Below are 17,996 nucleotides of genomic sequence, written 5' to 3'. Positions count from 1 at the left end.
GAAACAGACGTTTCACAACCAAAGAATTGAAGGAATGACCATGCGCGACGCAGTCATCGTATCCACCGCCCGTACCGGTATGGGCAAAGCCTACAAGGGCGCATTCAACTCCACTCCGGGCGCCACGCTCGGGTCCTATGCGCTGGCTCCTGCCATCGAACGTGCCGGCATCGAAGCCGGCGAACTTGATGACGTGCTGTGGGGCGCTGCGCTCCAGCAGGGCGCGCAGGCAGGCAATCTGGCCCGCCAGGTCGCGCTTCGTGCAGGCTGCCCCATCGGCGTGTCCGGCATGACCATCGACCGTCAGTGTTCTTCGGGCCTGATGACCATCGCCACGGCTGCCAAGCAGGTCATCACCGACCGTATGCAGATTGTCGGCGCAGGCGGCCAGGAATCGATCAGCCTCGTGCAGACCAAGGAAATGCGGGTGATGCCCGATCCCGAACTGATGGCCATGCACGGCGCGGTTTACATGCCGATGCTGCAGACCGCTGAAACTGTTGCGCAGCGTTACGGCATCAGCCGCGAAGCGCAGGACGAATACGCCCTCCAGAGCCAGCAGCGCACCGCTGCGGCTCAGGAAGCTGGCCTGTTCGACGACGAAATCGTCTCCGTCAGCACCAAGCACAAGGTGATGAACAAGGAAACGCAGGAAGTCACCGACGAAGACGTGACCATCGCCAAGGACGAAGGCAACCGTCCTTCGACCACGCTCGAAGGCCTGTCCTCGCTCCAGCCCGTCATGGGCCCGGGCACCACGATCACGGCAGGTAACGCCAGCCAGCTGTCTGACGGTTCGGCTGCGGTCATCGTCATGGAAGCCAAGGAAGCTGAAAAGCGCGGTCTCCAGCCGCTGGGCCGTTACATCGGCATGGCTGTCGCCGGAACCGAGCCTGACGAGATGGGCATCGGCCCGATCTTCGCCATTCCCAAGCTGCTCGAACGCTTCGACATGAAGGTCGAGGACATCGACCTGTGGGAACTGAACGAAGCGTTTGCCGTGCAGGTCATCTATTGCCGCGACAAGCTGGGCATCGATAACGACAAGCTCAACGTCAATGGCGGTTCGATCTCGATCGGCCACCCTTACGGCATGACCGGCGCACGCTGTGTCGGCCACATCCTGCGCGAAGGCCAGCGCCGCAAGGCAAAGTACGGCGTCGTGACCATGTGTGTCGGCGGCGGTATGGGTGCAGCCGGACTGTTCGAGATTTTCTAATCACCAGAGGAACCTGATCCCATGAGCAAAGCCACCGAAGTTCTCGAAAATCTTTACGGTGCCTTTGCCGCGGGTGATGGCGATCGCCTGGGGGCACTGCTTGGCAACACCCATTGGGTGGAAGCCAGCGGTGGCCCCTACGGCGGCACTTACAACGGCTTTGCCGAAGTCGCGGCCAATGTCTTTGGCCCCATCGGCAATGACGTGACCGATTTTTCGGCCAGGCCCGACAGCATCTCTCCGGTTGGCGACGATGCAGCGCTGGCGCTGGGGTTCTACCGCGGCAAAACGGCACACGGACCGTTCGAAATCCGCTTCGCCCATCTTGCCCATGTAGATGGCGATGCAATCGTGCGCTTCGAACAGTTTACCGATACACATCAATGGCAGGCGGCAACCGCAGGCTAACCCCTTGATCGCGGATCAATAAAGGCGCACTCCGGCATCAGCAGGAGGGCGCGATGGGTGTAATGGAGATCATCGGCATAGCAGGCAGCGTAAGCCTGCTGGCGGGCTGGCGGCTTTATCTGAGCATCTTCGCCACCGGACTGGCCATGCGGCTGGACGCGATCCCGATACCCGAACACCTGCAAAGCCTCGACGTGCTCGCCAACCCATGGGTCATGGGCATCGCCGCGATTGCCGCGATCGCCGAATTCTTCGCCGACAAGGTCATGTGGCTCGATAGCGCGTGGGACGCGGTGCACACCTTCATCCGGCCCATTGGCGGCGCATTGCTGGCTCTCGCCATCGTCGATCCATCGGACCCGGCAACGCAAGTGGTGGCATTCCTGCTCGGCGGCGGTGCCGCGCTGACGGCTCATGCAGGCAAGGCAGGTGCGCGCGGTGTGATCAATGCCAGCCCCGAACCGGTGAGCAATATTACCGTATCCAGCGCCGAGGACGTGGCCACTGTCGGTCTGCTCTACCTGGCTTACGAATATCCCTATGCAGCCGGCGGCATTGCGCTGGTCCTGCTTGGCCTGACGGTCTGGCTGATCTTGCTGGCGCGCCGCGTAATCCGCTCGTTCTTCAAGCAGGGCGGGGAGCCTGCAGATCCGCCTGGCGGCTGAGCTGGAAGACTGCGAATTCCGCGCGCCAGTTTGCACCGCTGCTGACCCGCTTCTCGCTGGAGAAGAACCATTCCTGCTCGATTGTGGCCCGTTTCTCCCGCGCAAGTTCGCGAAAATCCTTCACGGTGACATGGTGGATGTTCTGCGTTTCGTACCAACTGACAGGGATAGCCCGCGTGACCGGCATTCTCCCCCCGAACATCAGCGCGCTGCGTGTGCGCCAATGGGCGAAATTCGGGAAGGAGACGAATGCCTGCTTGCCGACCCTCAATAGCTGGTCGAGCATAAGGTCCGGCCGCCGGGCAGTCTGCAACGTCTGGCTGAGGACCGCGTAGTCGAAGCCCTTGTCGGGATAATCGGCCAGCGCGCTATCGGCATCGCCCTGTACGACCGAAAGTCCCTGTGCAACGCAGCGCTCGACGCATGATCCGTCAATTTCAATGCCGCGTGCATCGACCTGCTTTGTATCGCGCAGTTCGGCGAGCAGCGCACCATCACCGCAGCCGATATCGAGCACACGGGTGTTCGGCGCGATCGCGGCGGCGATTGCGGCAAGGTCGGGCCTCAGCGCGTTCATTCGATGAAACCCTTCACCACCCGGTCCAATGCGGGCACATCGAGCAGGAAGCTGTCGTGACCGAACGGAGCCGATAGCTCCACGAAACTGACAGCCGCGCCCGCTGCGTTCAGGGCATGCACCACATGACGGCTTTCTGCTGTCGGATAGAGCCAGTCGCTATCGAAACTGACGAGGCAGAAACGTGCCCCGGTCCCGGCGAATGCATTGGCCAGCGTGCCGCCATGTTCTTCCGCCAGATCGAAATAATCCATCGCGCGGGTGATGTAGAGATAACTGTTCGCATCGAACCGGCGGGTGAAGCCGCTGCCCTGGTATCGCAGATAGCTTTCTACCTGGAAATCGGCATCGAAGCCGAAGCTCTTCGCATCCCGGTCCTGCAAATTGCGGCCGAACTTCTCCGTCAGCGCTTCTTCCGAAAGATAGGTAATGTGCGCTGCCATGCGGGCCACGGCGAGGCCGGAATCTGGGGCATCGCCCCCATAATAATCGCCATCGTTCCATCGCGGGTCGGCCATGACTGCCTGCCGTCCCAGCTCGTGAAAAGCGATGTTCTGGGCCGAATGGCGACTGGTCGATGCCACCACCAGTACGCGTGCGGCCCGCTCGGGCCAGTTCGCGGCAAGGCTCAGAGCCTGCATCCCGCCCATCGATCCGCCCACCACCGCGTGAAGCGTGTCGATCTCCAGGGCATCCAGCAGGGCGACCAAGGCGCGAACCATGTCGCGGATGGTGATGACGGGAAAGCGCATCGCATAGGGCTTGCCGTCCGAAGCTACGCTTGCCGGGCCGGTCGAGCCCATGCAGCTGCCGATGACGTTGGCGCAGATGACGAAGTAACGGTCGGTGTCGATCGGCTTGCCCGGTCCGACCATGCGTTCCCACCAGCCGGGTTTGCCGGTCACTGGGTGCGGGCTGGCCACGTGCTGGTCGCCGGTCAGCGCATGGCAAATCAGGATCGCGTTGGAGTGGTCAGCGGAAAGCTCGCCATATGTCTCATAGGCGATCTCAGCGCGCGCCAGTTCGCCTCCGCCGTCGAGCGGCAGCGGATCGGTCAATTGCAGAACGTGTGAGGCCCCGGCCATGATTTGCGCTCTACAGGCAAGGCAGGTGCTTGTCGAAGGGCCCTTTTTCTTTCATGCGACGAAGCCGCAATGACAGACCAGCCCAGCAATCAGCCCCGACCGACAATGAAGCCGTGGATCGAGGCGATCCATGCCTATGTTCCGGGCAAGTCGAAAGGCAGCGACGGACGCGAGCTGATCAAGCTTTCCGCGAATGAAAATCCATTTGGGTGCAGTGCCAAGGCGATAGCGGCCTTGGAAGATATCGCAAATCCGGCGCTCTATCCCGATCCAGATTCCACTGCGCTGCGTGAAGCAATTGGAGAAGCGCATGGGATTGATCCGGCGCGGATTGTCTGCGGTGCGGGCTCTGGCGAATTGCTGCACGGCGCAGTGCAGGCGTTTGCTGGAGCGGGCGACGAAGTCCTGTGCGCGCGCTATTCGTTTTCCCTTTATCCCCTGCTTGCCGCCAAGGTGGGCGCGCAGGTCGTTTATGCCGATGACGATGATCATGCACCGGATGTCGGTGCGCTGCTTGCGGCAGTGACGCCGCGAACCCGGGTCGTCCTGCTGGACAATCCGAACAATCCGGTCGGCACCTGGCTGGCCCGCGAAGAGGTCGAGCAGCTGCATGCCGGTCTGCCGCGCGACGTGCTGTTGGTGATCGACCACGCCTATGCCGAATACCTCGCGCCGGGCATGGACGATGGCGGGCTGGCGCTGGCCGCCACCCAAGAAAACGTACTGGTCACGCGAACCTTCTCGAAGGCATTCGGCCTAGCCGGTGAGCGCATTGGCTGGGCCACGGGCACGCCGGAGCTTGTCAGCGCGCTCAACCGTCTGCGCGGCGCTTTCAACGTCACCGCCGCGGGCCAGCGCGCGGCACTGGCCGCGATGTCAGATCCCGCCTTCGTCGAACGTTCGCGCGACGAGAACATTGCGGCACGCGCCCTGTTAGAGCGCGAGATCCAAGCGCTCGGCAATTACGGCCTGCGCAGCAAGCCGAGCGAGGCCAATTTCGTATTGGTGCTGTTCGAGGGAGCGCTTTCGGCAGAGGCTGCGCTGCATGCGCTGGCAGAGGGCGGCTACGCCGTTCGCCACCTGCCGGGACAAGGGTTGCCCCACGCCCTCCGCATTACGATTGGCACAGCTCAGCAGATGTCGGAAATTGCAGCTATCCTACGCCAGGCTGCCGAAGCGGCCTAGTCGTTCAGCGCGTTAATTGCGTTCAACACACGCTCTTCGACTTCGGCGCGCGGCAAGCCAGCCGGAATAGTCTCGCCGAAGCGGTAGGTGATGCGGCCAGCCTTCTTCAGCGGAGTGTGGTAGAGCGGGCCGCTGTCCACGGCGATCGGCACAACCGGCAGACCAAGCATCTTGTAGAGGCCGGCGAAGCCCGATTGCAGCGGGCGGCGCTGACCATGTGGGACCCGGGTGCCTTCGGGAAAGATGACAAGCGGGCGTCCATCGGCGGACATTGCCTTGGCCGAGCGGATCATCTTCATCAGCGCACGTGCGCCCTGGTCCCTCGCGACAAAGACCAGTCCGTAAGCCGTGGCGGCGCGGCCCCATCCCGGAATGCCGCCCAGCTCCTGCTTCGCGAATACCGAAGGCGTGTCGAACAGGGCCGGGGCATCGATAGCTTCGAAAAAGCTTTCGTGTTTGATCGCATAAAGTGCCGGTTCGCCGAGCGGCTCGCCCTCAATGACGAGTTCGATGCCAAGCAGGTTCCGCGCGCACCAGCGCTGCCAAGAGCTCCAGTTTTTGACCCGGCGGCGAAAGGCGGGCTTGGAGAACGGAACGCTGACCAGGGCGGCGGCCGTGATGAGGATCGAGCCGATATAAAAAGCCAGGTAAAACGCGATATTGCGCAAGAGAGTCATCGGATCAGACCGGCAATCCCTGAGAAATCTCGGATGCCAGCAGCTTGTTATATTCGAGGAAAAGCGTGGCGAGATCGGGATGCGATGCGACGGCGTCTTTCACCAGCCGGATTTCGGCTGGCAGGGTCCCGGCAACTTCCGAATAGGCGCGGGCCATGTGCCAGTCAGTGGTCACCAGCCGCGCAGAAGTGAATTCCTTTTCCTTCATCCACTGCGCAACTTCGCCGGCGTTGCTACGGGTATCGACGGCAAGATAGCCCAGCGTGACACAGCAATTCATGGTTCGCTGCGACACTTCGAATTCGGCGGCGAATTCAGCCGGCTTTACTTCCGGATCGACGCCGGAAACGAACATTTCCTGTGCCTGATCGCTGGTAACGACCTCGAGGCCGCGTGCAATGCGGCCCGGGCCGCCTGTCAGCACGATCACGGCATCGGTTTTCGTTTCGGACGCGGGCGTGGGCAGGGTGGTCGCAAAGGCGACGAAGCCGAATGCGTAGATCAGCACCAGGGCAGCGAAGAAGCGCAGGATCACAGCAGTTTTCGCAAGGAAGCAATTACGGTCATGCGGGCCGTGTAGACTGCAATCGCGACCGCGAAAAGCGGGACCAGTGCGATAATGACCCAATCGAGCGTCGATAGTGACCCACCTGCAACCATCCCGGAATCCAGCGCGGCAAACCGGCTGGCCAGAAGCGTGATTGCAGCCGCGCCGAGGATCAGGCCAAGCAGCCCCCCTACCAGTGCGTCGAGCAGCACCGAACGCTGGAAGACCCGCGCGATCTGTTCATCGCTGCCGCCAAGCAGGTGAACAATCTCGATGGTATCGCGGTTGCCGCCAAGCGCGTTGCGGGCAGCAAGCCAGACCGCCGCAGCGCCGGTAAACGCCAGCATCACGATCAGTCCGAACGCCAGCAGGCGCAGCGATTGAAGTGCCTCGAGCACCGGGGCGAGCCAGACTTCCTGTGCATCGATGCGGGCGGAAGGTGCAGCCTGGACGATCCGCGTTTCCAGGGCTGCAATCTGCGCTTCGCCTGCGCCTGCGACCAGTGTCAGGTCGATGAGTGTCGGCAGGGGCACGGCCTCGATGGTTTCTTCTGTGCCCAGCCAAGGCTCCAGCAATGCTGCGATTTCTTCTTCGGGCACGATACGTAAATTCTCGACCACGGGATCGCTGCGCAGGAGGTTTGCAACGCGCGATGCTTGCTCGGCCCGCAGATCGTCATCGGCTTCAATGATCTGCACGGTTGCACTGCCAGCCAGATCCCCGCGGGCGCTTGCTGCCAGGTTGGACAGCGCCAGCGCGCAGCCCATGGCCAGCACGGTCAAAGCCACCATGATGGCGATCACCCATGGCACCGGCCCGCCCAATCGCGCGCGCGGCAACAGGTTCGCCGCACGTTTGCCGCGGAAGGGCGCAAGTCCGCGGTCCACAGCACGCGAGACGGTGGGCGGCCGCTTCATGCGAACCGGCCCCCAGGCACGGTGCGCTTGGGCGGATATCGCAGCGCACCCGTGGGATCGGACAGCGTGCCCTTGTCCAGACGCATAATGAGGCTTTCGGGTACCTTGCGGATCAAGTGAACGTCATGCGTCGCCACGACCACCGTCGTTCCCAGGCGGTTGAGGGCTTCGAACAGCCGGATCAGCTTGAGCGCCATTTCCGGATCGACGTTGCCGGTCGGTTCGTCGGCCACGAGTATCTCGGGCCGCGCAATGACAGCGCGGGCGATGGCGACCCGCTGCTGTTCGCCGCCCGACAAGGTGGCCGGACGGGCGTGCGTCCTGTGGCTGAGGCCAACCCAGTCGAGCATGTCGTTGACTGGCCCGACAAGATCACTCTCGCGGACGCCCGACACCCTCAGGGGCAGGGCGATATTGTCGAAGGCTGAAAGATGGTCGACCAGGCGGAAGTCCTGGAAGACCACGCCCATCCTGCGGCGAAAGCCGGGCAGCTTTTCGCGGGGCAAGGTGATGACGTCAGTCCCGAACATCCGCATACCGCCGCGCGATGGCCGCTGTGCGAGGTACAGCAATTTCAGCAATGACGTCTTGCCCGCACCGCTAGCCCCGGTGAGGAAGTAGAAGCGGCTGGAGAACAGCGTAAACGAGATATTCGACAGCACTTCGCGTTCGGTGCCGTACCGCAATCCGACGTTGTCGAATTCCACGATTGCGCTTTCCGGGGCGCTCATCGGCGACAATTTGCCGTGAATTGGGAGAGAATAAGGGCTGTCATGGTCGAATTGTGGCCTATAACCCCCCTTCGATGTGGAAAAAAGCCGCTTCGAGCATTCACGCACAGATGCGCAGCTTGTCGCGATTCGCGGCAATGCGTAAGGCTTTAGTCGACTATGATTATTGCATGCCCCGCCTGTACCACTCGCTATGTCGTTCCCGACAGTGCAATTGGCGTGGATGGCCGGACAGTTCGCTGCGCCAAGTGCAAGCATTCATGGTTCCAGGATGGGGCCGAAGTCGAAGGCGTCGTTGCGAGCGAAGCGGCTGCGCCGCCGCCGCCGCCTCCACCAGCGCCGCCGCCTTCAGCGGATGATGAAAAGACCGCGCGTCCCGGTTTCGGGTTCAGCGCCAAAGCCGCTGATGAAGCTGCCCCGCCAGCGGTTGAGCGCGATGCGCCTGATTTCGATGAAACCCCGCCGCCATCGTATGAAACTGCCCCTGCGCCTGCGCCAGTAGCGGAAGATTACGACGACGAAGACGATTACGTCTCCCGCTTCGAACACTCGCCGCCATTCCGCCCCCGCCGCAACATGATGAAGCTGTGGACCTGGGCCGCAGCGATCTTCGCTGTATTGGCGCTCGGCGCAGTGGTGGCGATTACGCAATTGGGCACCCCGTCGTGGTGGCCGGTGGACAAGCCGGCATTCGGGCAGGACCAACCCGACCTGGAACTTCGCTTCCCGCCGGAAGCGCAAAGCTGGCGCGAGCTGGAAAACCGGACCTATCTGTTTTCTGCCCGGATCGAGGTTGAAAATACCTCCCGCGAAAGCCGCCCGCTGCCGCCAATCCAGATCGTGATGCTCAATGAGCGCGAAGACCAGGTTTTCACCTGGATCGTCCAGCCGCCCCAGGCAGAGCTGGCTCCGGGCGAGACGATCACCATCGACGAAGCGAGCACGCAGGTTCCGCGCAACGCCGTCTATGCCGATGTTGGCTGGGCGCCGCTGTAATTTAGGCGAACAAGGTGCTTGCGAGGGGGCAAAGGCGCTGCTAGTGGCGCGCTCCTACCGGCGGTAGCACCCGTCCTGCGCAAGCAGGATTCGCTACTGATCTAAGACTGTGTGCGGTCGTGGCGGAACTGGTAGACGCGCAACGTTGAGGTCGTTGTGGGTGAATAACCCGTGGAAGTTCGAGTCTTCTCGACCGCACCAACAGTCCTTCGTGGACGTCACAAAATTTTTTGGCGAAATATCGCGGTCTCGAACGGCACCGTTCTACGGCCTTCCTGGCGTGCTGCGGTTGCTACTGGCGGCGAGAACAGTCAGGCAAGACTGTCGATGAGCCAGTATCCGGTCGTTACCGTGAGGACGCTGCCGACGAGAACCAGCATGACATTCGCCGGAAGGTATTTCGCGGCCACCGCACCAAAAGGCGCTGCAAGTACGCCGCCGATAAGCAGTCCCAGCGCTGCACCGGCCACCTGTTCAAACCCGAACTGGCCCAGGAAGGCGCCCGATATGGCCATCGTGACGAAGAACTCGGCACTGTTGACCGAACCCACCACCTTGCGTGGTTCGGAACCCTGAAGCAGCAGGCCGGAGCTCACCACCGGCCCCCATCCTCCACCGCCCAGCGCGTCCAGCAAACCGCCCACGAAACCGAACGGCGTGACCGCTTTCGGGACGCGGTGCTTCGGCTTGCTGTGCAGTCCCTTCCCGATGAGGATGATGCCGATCAAGGTCAGGTAGACGAATACGAACGGCTTGATGAATTCGCCGTCGACATGGGACAGCCCGTAGGCGCCCAGCGCGCCGCCAAGGATGCCGGGAAACACGACTTGCAGGAACATCCTCTTGTCGATGTTGCCGCCGATGGCGTGGCTGATTCCGGAAATTGCTGTGGTGAAGCATTTGATGACGTGGACGCGGTAAGACGCCTGCGCCGGCGGCATACCGAGAAAGCCGACCAGCAAGGTCGTCGAGATTGCCCCAAAGGCCATTCCCAACGCCCCATCCACGAGCTGCGCGACGAAGCCGATGGCGATCAGCGGAAGCAGTTCCTCAAACGAAGCATCGAAGATTTCGAACATGGGCCTTCCCCGACGCAAGGTACGGGGCAGGAGGTCCAGACCGTATCAGGAACTATACGTGCCGAAGTGGGCGGCAGGTGGGATGCCGAATACTCAGGGGGATTACTGATACACTTGTGCCAATCTGGCCGCTCCAAGGAGATCAGGCGGGGCAGAAGGTCCTGCAGGGAGATCTTCCATAGTCCAAATCACGTTTCTAGGCGGTGCCGATACAGTCACAGGATCGAAATTCCTGGTGGAGACGCCTTCCAGCAGGGTTCTGGTCGATTGCGGGCTTTTCCAGGGATACAAGGTCTTGCGGGCGCGCAATCGGCAGCCCCTGCCATTCGATCCGGCCAGCATCGATGCGGTTGTTCTGACGCACGCGCATCTCGACCACTCCGGCTATTTGCCGCTGCTGGTGAAAAATGGATTTGCCGGACGCGTCATCTGTACCGAGGGGACCCAGGCACTATGCGGCCTGTTGCTACCTGACAGCGGGTATCTTCTCGAAGCCGATGCGCGATATGCAAACCGCAGGGGGTTCAGCAAGCATCACCCGGCCTTGCCCCTTTATACCAAGGCAGATGCTGAACTCGCGCTCAAGTCATTGTCCCCGAAACCTTTCGGGGAGCGCATCGAGGTTACCGGCGATTGCAGTATTCGCTTCCGCTACGCCGGACACATCCTCGGCGCTGCGAGCGTCGACATGATTGCCGCTGGCAAGCAAATCGCTTTTTCGGGCGATATAGGCCGCTACGGTGACCCGTTGATGTTCGACCCGGAGCCGATACCGCAGGCTGACGTGGTTCTCGTGGAATCGACATACGGAGACCGCTTGCATCCCGACATTGCCCCGCAGCAGGTGCTCAAGGAAATCATCGAGCGCACGGTCAGGCGCGGGGGCAGCGTGATTATCCCCTCCTTCGCAGTGGGGCGCGCACAGATGCTGCTGTTTCATATCAACGCGGTGCGGCGCCGAGGGCAGGTTCCCGATGTGCCGGTCTATCTGGACAGTCCCATGGCAATCAGTGCGACTGCACTGTTCACGCGGCACGCGCGCGACCACCGGCTGAGCGAGGCCGAGTGCGCGGACGCCTGGGACGACGTAATTTATGTCCGCGACGTTGAAGCTTCGAAGCGTCTCGACGCAGAGCCCGGTCCCAAGATCATCATTTCAGCCAGCGGGATGGTCACCGGCGGGCGGATACTCCACCGGCTCAAGAAATACGCACCCGACCATCGCAGCACCATTGTCATGGCCGGTTACCAGGCCGGCGGTACGCGGGGTGCAAAACTGCTCGCCGGGGCGGAGACGATCAAGATTCACGGGCAACAGGTTCCTGTCCGCGCCGAAGTCGTTTCGCTCGATATGCTTTCCGCACACGCGGACCAGCATGAGCTGCTGCGCTGGCTCGGCGGGTTCGAGGCACCGCCGCAGCAATGCTTCGTGGTACACGGTGAAGCGGATTCAGCCGACCAGTTCCGGCTGCAAATCACCGAGCAGCTCGGCTGGAAGGCTCGGGTGCCCGAGCACCACGAGCGGGTCGAACTGGGATGAACGATGCTGGCTCATTGCCGGGCGATTTTAGCTCCAGGAACCTGATCCCGCTCAAGGCGGTGCGCCTCGAACTCGAAACGCAGCACGAAGCCATCGCGATCGTCCATCAGGACTGTACGGTGGCGCGGTCGGAAGGCTTGACCGCAAGGGCACGTGTGGAACTGCAGGTCGGTGACCGGAAGATCATCGCGCGGCTTTTCCAGGTTGGAAGCGACCTCGTGTCAGCCGACGAGGTGGGCCTGTCCGAAACCGCATGGAGACACCTTGGGGTGGAGCAGGGCGCATCCGTGACCCTCCATCACCCACGCAACCTCGATTCCATGAGCGGACTGCGCAGCAAGGTCTACGGGCACCGCCTCAATCAGCACACCGCCTCGTCCATATTCCGAGATATCGTCGATGGGCGTTATTCCGACGTCCAGATTTCTGCCTTCATTGCGGCTCTCGCCAGCCACGCTCCGGATCTCACCGAAGCGATCGCGCTCACCCATGCAATGGTCGGGGTCGGGGACCGATTGTCCTGGCCCGGCAAGATCATCGTGGACAAGCATTGCGTGGGCGGGCTTCCCGGCAACCGCACCACGCCGATCGTGGTTGCGATCGTTGCCGCGGCGGGGCTGACAATACCGAAAACCTCGTCGCGGGCGATAACCTCGCCGGCCGGTACGGCCGATACGATGGAAACGATGACGCGCGTCGACCTGACCAACGAGGAAATGCGCAAGGTCGTCGAGAAAGAATGCGGCTGTCTGGTGTGGGGCGGAAGCGTGCGACTTTCTCCGGCGGATGACACCATGATCCGCGTAGAGCGGGAATTGGAGCTAGACTGCACCTCGCAGCTGGTCGCATCGGTCATGTCCAAGAAAATCGCGGCAGGATCCACGCATGTCCTGATCGATATCCCGGTCGGGCCGACTGCAAAGATCCGCTCGGAAATCGATGCTGCCGAATTGTCTGAATTCCTGATCGGGATTGGCGAGGCTTCCGGCATGCGGGTCCAGCCGATTATTTCCTCGGGGCTCGAACCGGTCGGTGACGGGATCGGGCCATCGCTCGAAGCAAAGGATGTGCTCCGAGTGCTCGAATGTGACCGGGATGCGCCGCTCGAACTGAGGGAGCGGGCCTTGCGACTGGCATCGGTGATGCTGGAAATGGGCGGTGCCTGTCCCCCGGGCCGAGGCAAGGTGACTGCCGCCTTGATCCTTGATGACGGGCGCGCCATGTCGAAATTCGTCGCAATCTGCGAAGCGCAGGGCAGATTTCGCAGGCCGCCTACCGCTGCTTTCCAGCACGTGCTCGAAGCGCAGCGCGGCGGCCGGATCGGCGGTGTCGACAATCGCCGTCTGGCCAGGCTGGCGAAACTGGCGGGCGCTCCGCGATCTCCGGCAGCCGGACTGGAGCTGCACGTCAATGTTGGCGATGCGGTCCTGCGGGGGCAGCCCCTGATCACGCTGCATGGCGAAAGCATCGGCGAGATCGAATACGCGGTTGATTACTACCGTGAGAACACGGACATGGTACAGGAATTCTCGGTGTGAAGCCGCTCCTGTTCACGCTCCATGCCGCGCCCAGCCTGGTACAAGGCATCCTTGCCGATGAGGCGTTCGAGCTAGGCAAGCTCGACCACCGGCAGTTCCCTGATGGCGAAAGCTATATTCGCTTGCGAAGTGCAGTGAAGGAGCGGGCGGTGATCTTCCTGTGCAGCCTCGATCGCCCTGACGAGCGACTGGCACCGCTACTCCTGGCCGCCGATGCTGCGCGCCGGCAGGGAGCGAGCAAGATTGGCCTGATTGCGCCCTATCTGGCCTACATGCGGCAGGATTGCGCGTTCCGGCCCGGGGAGGCGATCTCGGCAGAGACCTTTGCCGGCATCCTGTCGCTACATTTCGACTGGCTGGTGACGCTTGAGCCGCACCTCCACCGCATCGCCAGCCTCGATGAAATTTTCGGAATTCCTGCAATAGCCGCCCAGGCGACCGAGCCTGTCGGCAATTGGATTGCAGCCAATGTGGAGCGTCCATTCCTGATCGGTCCAGACGAGGAAAGCGCGCCTTGGATCGAACGTATCGCGGCCTACGCCGGGTGCGATTTCGCGGTTCTGGACAAGGTCCGCACAGGCGACCGCGATGTCCGGATATCGGGGACGCTCGGCGCGAGGATGGCTAGCAAGACCCCGGTCGTTATCGACGACATCGTGTCGAGCGGAGCAACGATGGAAGCTATCCTTGCCCAGATATCGCAGAGCTCAAAAGCGCGATCAGTTTACATTGCTGTCCACGTCGTTTCCGAACGGGATTTCGGTGCGGAACTTCATACGGGCTGGAATGCCGACTTTGTCAGCTGCAACAGCGTATTTCACCCAAGCAATCAGATCGATATCGCTCCATCAGTCCTGGCCGAAATCCACCGCAGTCTGGATGCTGATCAGACCCGTCATCGCCTGTGAAGACGTTTTGGATGACCCATTACGTACAATTCCTGATTCAGCTGTGACGCGAATAGGCCGACTTATCCCACTGCGACCCGAAGCCATTCACTTGGCGAACTTGAGAGGCGGCTTCCGAGCCGCCTCTTTTTTATCGCTTACTCGCTGGGAGCATCAGGCTGCAGGTCGAATTTCGATGGTGCAGACGCAAATCGGCCCGCGGCAATTCTTTGCTGTATTCACTACCTTCCAGCAGTGTCATGCGCAGATTACCGCGAGCCTTATCCGAATGGTTCAGCGTTCGCTTTCGCTCACTCCCCATTCGACAATCCTGTTCTAGCAGCCATGCGAGGGGCCAACTTGACGATCGTCAAGTTCCGACGCGAAACGGTATTAGGTACAATTACCGATCTCGCCCGAGCCGGTCTCGCACTACCTCCATTGCTTCAGCAATTACGGAGCGTGCGGGCCAATGCAGATGATGAGCAACAATCTGCAATTCGATCGTGCGATCGGGATGCCCGCCCGTGCCGGAGAAATACTCTTCCTTCGGGGAGAGCCTTGCGAGCATCTGTTCGAGGTAAGGCGAGGCGTCGCGCGTGCAGTTGCAACCTCGTATGAAGGGGATCGCCAGGTCCTCGCGTTCTTTTTCCCTGGCGATGTGTTCGGCTTGCCCCTGGCTGACGAGCACCGGTTTTCAGCCGAGGCCGTGACGGATATCATCCATACCAAGTACTCGTCGACCGGCTGGCAGGCCCAATTGGCGCAGACGTGCCAGCAAGAGAAATCTATCCTGAATGCCGTCTGGCAGGAAGAGAAGGCATTCATCGCACGCGGCCTGGTTCTTGGGCGGGTAACTGCGCTGGCCAGACTGTCTGCTTTTCTGATCGCCCTGACCCACCGCCTGCCCTCACCAGAGGGGTTGTGCGCGCTTGAATTGCCGCAGACCGACATCGCATCCTACCTGGCGACTTCGCCGGAAACGGTCTGCCGAAATCTGCGGCACCTGCGCGAGCTGAAAGTGATCGCCATGCCGCGCAGGGACCGGTTTGCAGTGCTCCATCCGGGGCGGCTGGAGATGCTCGCGGAGGGCATCCATAACTAGCGCGCGTCCGGCTCAGCTGACCATTTCTTGCGGAACACTACGTATGGATGCCGGGCGAACCGATGATCAAACTTGGCGTGAATTTGGCCCTAGGCTTCTGTCCCGAGGGATTTGACCAAGCGAGTTGAGCAAACGGATATGGCATGACGATCCATCAATCTGATCTTCCCACAAAAGCAGACATCGCCGCATCGTTGCGCGCGCACGTTGAGAACCTCCCGTCACCTGACAGTATGGCGTTCGGCGCTCAGTTCGACCGCTATGCGGACGCGCGCCTCGTCCTGTTGGGGGAGGCGACACACGGAACGCATGAATTCTATACTGCGCGCGCAGCTATTTCGCGCAGGCTTATCGAGCACCACGGCTTCTCGATCGTCGCTGTCGAAGGGGACTGGCCCGACATCGCGCGACTGGACGACTATGTCCGCTTGCGCGGCCCGCGTCCGCGTCTGGGCGAACCGTTCGTCCGTTTTCCAACCTGGATGTGGCGTAACGAGGAGATGGTCGGTTTCATCGACTGGCTGCGGGGCCACAATGCGGACCTGCCCGAGGAAAAGCGGGTCAGCCTGCGCGGTCTCGATGTCTACAGCCTCAGCGAATCCATCCATGCTGTCATCGATTATCTGGAGCGCCGCGATCCATCAGCGGCCGAGAGGGCGCGTCGGCGTTATGGCTGCATAACGCCCTGGCAGGACGAACCGCAGCTTTATGGCCACGCGGTCGAGAGAGGCGGGCTGGCCGGAGCGTGTGAGGATGCGGTGGTGGAACAACTCCGCGAACTCCTCGACCGGCGGATGGACTGGATCGCGCAGGACGGTGAGGCCTTCTTCGATGCAGAGCGCAATGCGCGGATCGTGCGCGCGGCGGAGCAATATTATCGCTCGATCTACCGCGGTGCTGCCGAAAGCTGGAATCTGCGCGATCGGCACATGTTTGAAACGCTTCAGGCGTTGATGGCCCATCACCACGATGCTCGCGCCATTGTCTGGGCGCACAATTCGCACGTCGGCAATGCGGCAGCGACATCGATGGGCTGGCGCGGGGAATTCAACATCGGTGAGCTGGTCCGCGCCGCTTATGGCGACGGGGCAGTCCTGATCGGTTTCGGGACAGATCGCGGGACCGTTGCTGCGGCGTCGGACTGGGGTGCGTCAATGGAAGTCATGCAATTGCGGCCGGCACGCGACGACAGCTGGGAAGGGGCTTTCCGCGCGATCGGTTCGATGCGGTGCCTGCTCGATTGGCGTCGCAGCGATGACAGCTCGCTGAAGGCTGCGTTATCCCGGACCATGTTGGAACGCGCGGTAGGGGTCGTTTATCGGCCGCAAAGCGAATTCCTCAGCCATTACTTCGAATCGGTACTGGGCGAGCAATTCGATGCTTTCGTCTGGTTTGAAGACACCCGCGCCGTGACGCCGCTGGGCCCCGAGCGCCCGCACGGCGCCCCCGAGATATGGCCATTCGGACTTTGAGCGAGAACGAATTATGGAACATTCGGTCCAAGATACACACGAAGTGATATTGCCCGGCGAACCTCCCCTGCACGCCATACTTGGCGTACCGGTCGATGCGCTGGGCCTCGTGATCTTCGCTCATGGCAGCGGCAGCGGCAGGCTAAGCCCGCGCAATGGCTATGTCGCACAGCGCCTGCGGGACGCCAAGCTGGCAACGCTGCTGCTCGACCTTCTTTCGCCGGCAGAGGAAACCGATCGCCGTAATGTATTCGACATATCCCTGTTGGCATCGCGTCTTCGCAGGGCAACGGACTGGGCATCGCAGTTCGAGGAAACACGTTTACTCAAACCGGCATATTTCGGGTCCAGCACCGGCGCTGGCGCAGCGCTGCGGGCAGCTGCGGGTGATGAGCGTATCGTATCAGTCGTTTCCCGCGGAGGCCGCCCGGATCTTGCGGGAAGATCGGCGCTCGCGGCAGTGAAGGCGCCGACCTTGCTCATCGTCGGTTCGCTCGACGAGCCGGTCATCACGCTGAACCGATTGGCCGCCGGGGCGCTTGGCTGCGTCCATGAGATTGCCATAGTGCCGGGGGCCACCCACCTGTTCGAGGAAACCGGTACGCTCGACGAGGTTGTCGAACTCGCCGGGGACTGGTTTCGTACCCACTTCCGAGGAGTGGTGCCGTGATCCGGAATCTCCTGTTCCAGAACCGGGCCGAGGCTGGAAAGGCCCTCGGTCGCGCACTCGTCGACATGAAGCTGGCCGACCCGGTCGTTCTGGCGCTTCCGCGCGGAGGTGTCCCGGTTGGCTACGAGGTCGCAAAGGCTCTTGGCGCCCCGCTAGACGTCATCCTGGTTCGCAAAATCGGTGCGCCGGGACACAAGGAATACGGGATTGGCGCCGTTGTCGATGGCTCTGCAATGCAGACCGTCATCAACGAAGCAGCTGCACGCATGGTGGGGGCCGACCGTGCATATATCGAGCGCGAGGTTGCACGCGAACTCGGCGTCATCGAACGCCGGCGGGAGGCCTACCGGAGTGGTCCGCCGGTTCCGGTCAAGGGGCGGACGGTCGTCGTGATCGATGACGGGATAGCGACGGGGAGCACTGCGATGGTTGCGCTTCAGGCGCTGGCCAAGGCTGGCCCTTCCCGAATTATCCTTGCCGTTCCGGTGGCACCGCGCGATTCCTTGAACAGTTTGCGCGGCCTGTGCGACGACGTAGTCTGCCTCTTGATGCCCGAACCATTCCACGCGGTAGGTGCGCATTACCGGGACTTCGGCCAGACAAGCGACGATGAGGTTATCCGGCTTCTGGAGGACGCCCGCCTCGATATTGAGGATCACGCCGACCGCATGGGCTAGACGGCGCGCCGTGGGTAGCGC

The 17,996-nt window shown here is 61.8% G+C and carries 19 protein-coding genes and 1 tRNA gene; 13 read left to right on the top strand and 7 right to left on the bottom strand.

Annotation, left to right across the window (positions count from 1 at the left end; all coding sequences use genetic code 11):
• Nucleotides 1-40: 40 nt before the first annotated feature.
• From K3166_RS12025 to K3166_RS12015, 3 genes are read left to right on the top strand one after another with little or no spacing between them, the layout of a single operon-like run.
• Nucleotides 41-1,219, top strand: coding sequence for an acetyl-CoA C-acyltransferase (locus K3166_RS12025; protein ID WP_221422443.1), 1,179 nt, complete (start codon nucleotides 41-43; stop codon nucleotides 1,217-1,219).
• Between the two features lie 21 nt (nucleotides 1,220-1,240).
• Complete coding sequence (locus K3166_RS12020) at nucleotides 1,241-1,627, top strand: nuclear transport factor 2 family protein (protein ID WP_221422442.1); 387 nt, start codon at nucleotides 1,241-1,243, stop codon at nucleotides 1,625-1,627.
• A 53-nt stretch (nucleotides 1,628-1,680) separates the two neighbouring features.
• Nucleotides 1,681-2,292 carry a DUF4126 domain-containing protein gene (locus K3166_RS12015; protein ID WP_221422441.1) on the top strand — a complete coding sequence of 204 codons (612 nt, stop codon included), beginning with the start codon at nucleotides 1,681-1,683 and terminating at the stop codon, nucleotides 2,290-2,292.
• Here the strand turns inward: K3166_RS12015 and metW are convergent.
• Nucleotides 2,252-2,869: a methionine biosynthesis protein MetW gene (gene metW, locus K3166_RS12010; RefSeq protein WP_221422440.1), complete on the bottom strand. Its 618-nt coding sequence runs from the start codon at nucleotides 2,867-2,869 to the stop codon at nucleotides 2,252-2,254. The genes K3166_RS12015 and metW overlap by 41 nt on opposite strands.
• On the bottom strand, nucleotides 2,866-3,954 hold the full coding sequence (gene metX, locus K3166_RS12005; protein ID WP_221422439.1) for a homoserine O-acetyltransferase MetX: 1,089 nt from the start codon (nucleotides 3,952-3,954) through the stop codon (nucleotides 2,866-2,868). Before metX ends, metW begins: the two co-directional genes overlap by 4 nt.
• A 105-nt stretch (nucleotides 3,955-4,059) precedes the next feature.
• On the opposite strand from metX, the gene K3166_RS12000 reads away from it, so the two are divergent.
• Nucleotides 4,060-5,139, top strand: coding sequence for a pyridoxal phosphate-dependent aminotransferase (locus K3166_RS12000; protein ID WP_247714643.1), 1,080 nt, complete (start codon nucleotides 4,060-4,062; stop codon nucleotides 5,137-5,139).
• On the opposite strand, the gene K3166_RS11995 is transcribed toward K3166_RS12000, so the two are convergent.
• Genes K3166_RS11995 through ftsE form a run of 4 tightly spaced genes read right to left on the bottom strand, consistent with a single transcriptional unit; the run spans nucleotide 5,136 to nucleotide 8,011 of the window.
• Nucleotides 5,136-5,816 (bottom strand): lysophospholipid acyltransferase family protein, encoded by a 681-nt coding sequence (locus K3166_RS11995; RefSeq protein WP_221422437.1) that lies wholly within the window; start codon nucleotides 5,814-5,816, stop codon nucleotides 5,136-5,138. The genes K3166_RS12000 and K3166_RS11995 overlap by 4 nt on opposite strands.
• Before the next feature lie 4 nt (nucleotides 5,817-5,820).
• A complete protein-coding gene (locus K3166_RS11990) occupies nucleotides 5,821-6,351 on the bottom strand; it encodes a YdcF family protein (protein WP_221422436.1) in 531 nt (176 codons plus the stop codon).
• Nucleotides 6,348-7,280 (bottom strand): cell division protein FtsX, encoded by a 933-nt coding sequence (locus K3166_RS11985; protein ID WP_221422435.1) that lies wholly within the window; start codon nucleotides 7,278-7,280, stop codon nucleotides 6,348-6,350. The genes K3166_RS11990 and K3166_RS11985 overlap by 4 nt, the downstream gene beginning before the upstream one ends.
• Nucleotides 7,277-8,011, bottom strand: a complete 735-nt coding sequence (gene ftsE, locus K3166_RS11980) for a cell division ATP-binding protein FtsE (RefSeq protein WP_221422434.1) — start codon at nucleotides 8,009-8,011, stop codon at nucleotides 7,277-7,279. The genes K3166_RS11985 and ftsE overlap by 4 nt, the downstream gene beginning before the upstream one ends.
• A 159-nt stretch (nucleotides 8,012-8,170) precedes the next feature.
• Here ftsE and K3166_RS11975 point away from each other — a divergent pair, with 159 nt between their 5' ends.
• Together K3166_RS11975 and K3166_RS11970 are read left to right on the top strand one after the other, a co-directional pair.
• The gene (locus tag K3166_RS11975) at nucleotides 8,171-9,007 is read left to right on the top strand and encodes an MJ0042-type zinc finger domain-containing protein (protein WP_221422433.1); all 837 of its coding nucleotides are present in this window, start codon (nucleotides 8,171-8,173) and stop codon (nucleotides 9,005-9,007) included.
• Between the two features lie 113 nt (nucleotides 9,008-9,120).
• A tRNA-Leu gene (locus tag K3166_RS11970) sits at nucleotides 9,121-9,208 on the top strand.
• A 110-nt stretch (nucleotides 9,209-9,318) separates the two neighbouring features.
• Here K3166_RS11970 and K3166_RS11965 read toward each other — a convergent pair.
• Nucleotides 9,319-10,086, bottom strand: a complete 768-nt coding sequence (locus K3166_RS11965; RefSeq protein WP_221422432.1) for a sulfite exporter TauE/SafE family protein — start codon at nucleotides 10,084-10,086, stop codon at nucleotides 9,319-9,321.
• A 235-nt stretch (nucleotides 10,087-10,321) separates the two neighbouring features.
• Between K3166_RS11965 and K3166_RS11960 the strand changes: the two genes are divergently transcribed.
• From K3166_RS11960 to K3166_RS11930, 7 genes are all read left to right on the top strand, one after another.
• Nucleotides 10,322-11,626 carry an MBL fold metallo-hydrolase RNA specificity domain-containing protein gene (locus tag K3166_RS11960; protein WP_425594566.1) on the top strand — a complete coding sequence of 435 codons (1,305 nt, stop codon included), beginning with the start codon at nucleotides 10,322-10,324 and terminating at the stop codon, nucleotides 11,624-11,626.
• The gene (locus K3166_RS11955) at nucleotides 11,623-13,164 is read left to right on the top strand and encodes a thymidine phosphorylase family protein (protein WP_221422431.1); all 1,542 of its coding nucleotides are present in this window, start codon (nucleotides 11,623-11,625) and stop codon (nucleotides 13,162-13,164) included. Before K3166_RS11960 ends, K3166_RS11955 begins: the two co-directional genes overlap by 4 nt.
• On the top strand, nucleotides 13,161-14,072 hold the full coding sequence (locus K3166_RS11950; protein ID WP_221422430.1) for a ribose-phosphate diphosphokinase: 912 nt from the start codon (nucleotides 13,161-13,163) through the stop codon (nucleotides 14,070-14,072). The genes K3166_RS11955 and K3166_RS11950 overlap by 4 nt, the downstream gene beginning before the upstream one ends.
• A 457-nt stretch (nucleotides 14,073-14,529) precedes the next feature.
• Nucleotides 14,530-15,156: a Crp/Fnr family transcriptional regulator gene (locus K3166_RS11945; protein WP_221422429.1), complete on the top strand. Its 627-nt coding sequence runs from the start codon at nucleotides 14,530-14,532 to the stop codon at nucleotides 15,154-15,156.
• Between the two features lie 143 nt (nucleotides 15,157-15,299).
• Nucleotides 15,300-16,628, top strand: a complete 1,329-nt coding sequence (locus K3166_RS11940; protein ID WP_221422428.1) for an erythromycin esterase family protein — start codon at nucleotides 15,300-15,302, stop codon at nucleotides 16,626-16,628.
• 13 nt (nucleotides 16,629-16,641) lie between these two features.
• Nucleotides 16,642-17,298, top strand: coding sequence for a dienelactone hydrolase family protein (locus K3166_RS11935; protein ID WP_221422427.1), 657 nt, complete (start codon nucleotides 16,642-16,644; stop codon nucleotides 17,296-17,298).
• Nucleotides 17,295-17,975, top strand: coding sequence for a phosphoribosyltransferase (locus K3166_RS11930; protein ID WP_221422426.1), 681 nt, complete (start codon nucleotides 17,295-17,297; stop codon nucleotides 17,973-17,975). Before K3166_RS11935 ends, K3166_RS11930 begins: the two co-directional genes overlap by 4 nt.
• Nucleotides 17,976-17,996 lie beyond the last annotated feature (21 nt).

This window comes from Qipengyuania psychrotolerans (assembly GCF_019711355.1).
Classification (GTDB): Bacteria; Pseudomonadota; Alphaproteobacteria; order Sphingomonadales; family Sphingomonadaceae; genus Qipengyuania; species Qipengyuania psychrotolerans.
Note: the sequence above shows the minus strand (reverse complement) of the source record. Positions and strands in the feature narration are given on the sequence as shown.

Bases quoted from the DNA above. Each gene is read 5' to 3' on its own strand.
- K3166_RS12025 (WP_221422443.1), top strand. From the start codon at position 41: ATGCGCGACGCAGTCATCGTATCCACCGCCCGTACCGGTATGGGCAAA.
- K3166_RS12020 (WP_221422442.1), top strand. From the start codon at position 1,241: ATGAGCAAAGCCACCGAAGTTCTCGAAAATCTTTACGGTGCCTTTGCC.
- K3166_RS12015 (WP_221422441.1), top strand. From the start codon at position 1,681: ATGGGTGTAATGGAGATCATCGGCATAGCAGGCAGCGTAAGCCTGCTG.
- metW (WP_221422440.1), bottom strand. From the start codon at position 2,869: ATGAACGCGCTGAGGCCCGACCTTGCCGCAATCGCCGCCGCGATCGCG.
- metX (WP_221422439.1), bottom strand. From the start codon at position 3,954: ATGGCCGGGGCCTCACACGTTCTGCAATTGACCGATCCGCTGCCGCTC.
- K3166_RS12000 (WP_247714643.1), top strand. From the start codon at position 4,060: ATGAAGCCGTGGATCGAGGCGATCCATGCCTATGTTCCGGGCAAGTCG.
- K3166_RS11995 (WP_221422437.1), bottom strand. From the start codon at position 5,816: ATGACTCTCTTGCGCAATATCGCGTTTTACCTGGCTTTTTATATCGGC.
- K3166_RS11985 (WP_221422435.1), bottom strand. From the start codon at position 7,280: ATGAAGCGGCCGCCCACCGTCTCGCGTGCTGTGGACCGCGGACTTGCG.
- ftsE (WP_221422434.1), bottom strand. From the start codon at position 8,011: ATGAGCGCCCCGGAAAGCGCAATCGTGGAATTCGACAACGTCGGATTG.
- K3166_RS11975 (WP_221422433.1), top strand. From the start codon at position 8,171: ATGATTATTGCATGCCCCGCCTGTACCACTCGCTATGTCGTTCCCGAC.
- K3166_RS11965 (WP_221422432.1), bottom strand. From the start codon at position 10,086: ATGTTCGAAATCTTCGATGCTTCGTTTGAGGAACTGCTTCCGCTGATC.
- K3166_RS11955 (WP_221422431.1), top strand. From the start codon at position 11,623: ATGAACGATGCTGGCTCATTGCCGGGCGATTTTAGCTCCAGGAACCTG.
- K3166_RS11945 (WP_221422429.1), top strand. From the start codon at position 14,530: ATGATGAGCAACAATCTGCAATTCGATCGTGCGATCGGGATGCCCGCC.
- K3166_RS11940 (WP_221422428.1), top strand. From the start codon at position 15,300: ATGACGATCCATCAATCTGATCTTCCCACAAAAGCAGACATCGCCGCA.
- K3166_RS11935 (WP_221422427.1), top strand. From the start codon at position 16,642: ATGGAACATTCGGTCCAAGATACACACGAAGTGATATTGCCCGGCGAA.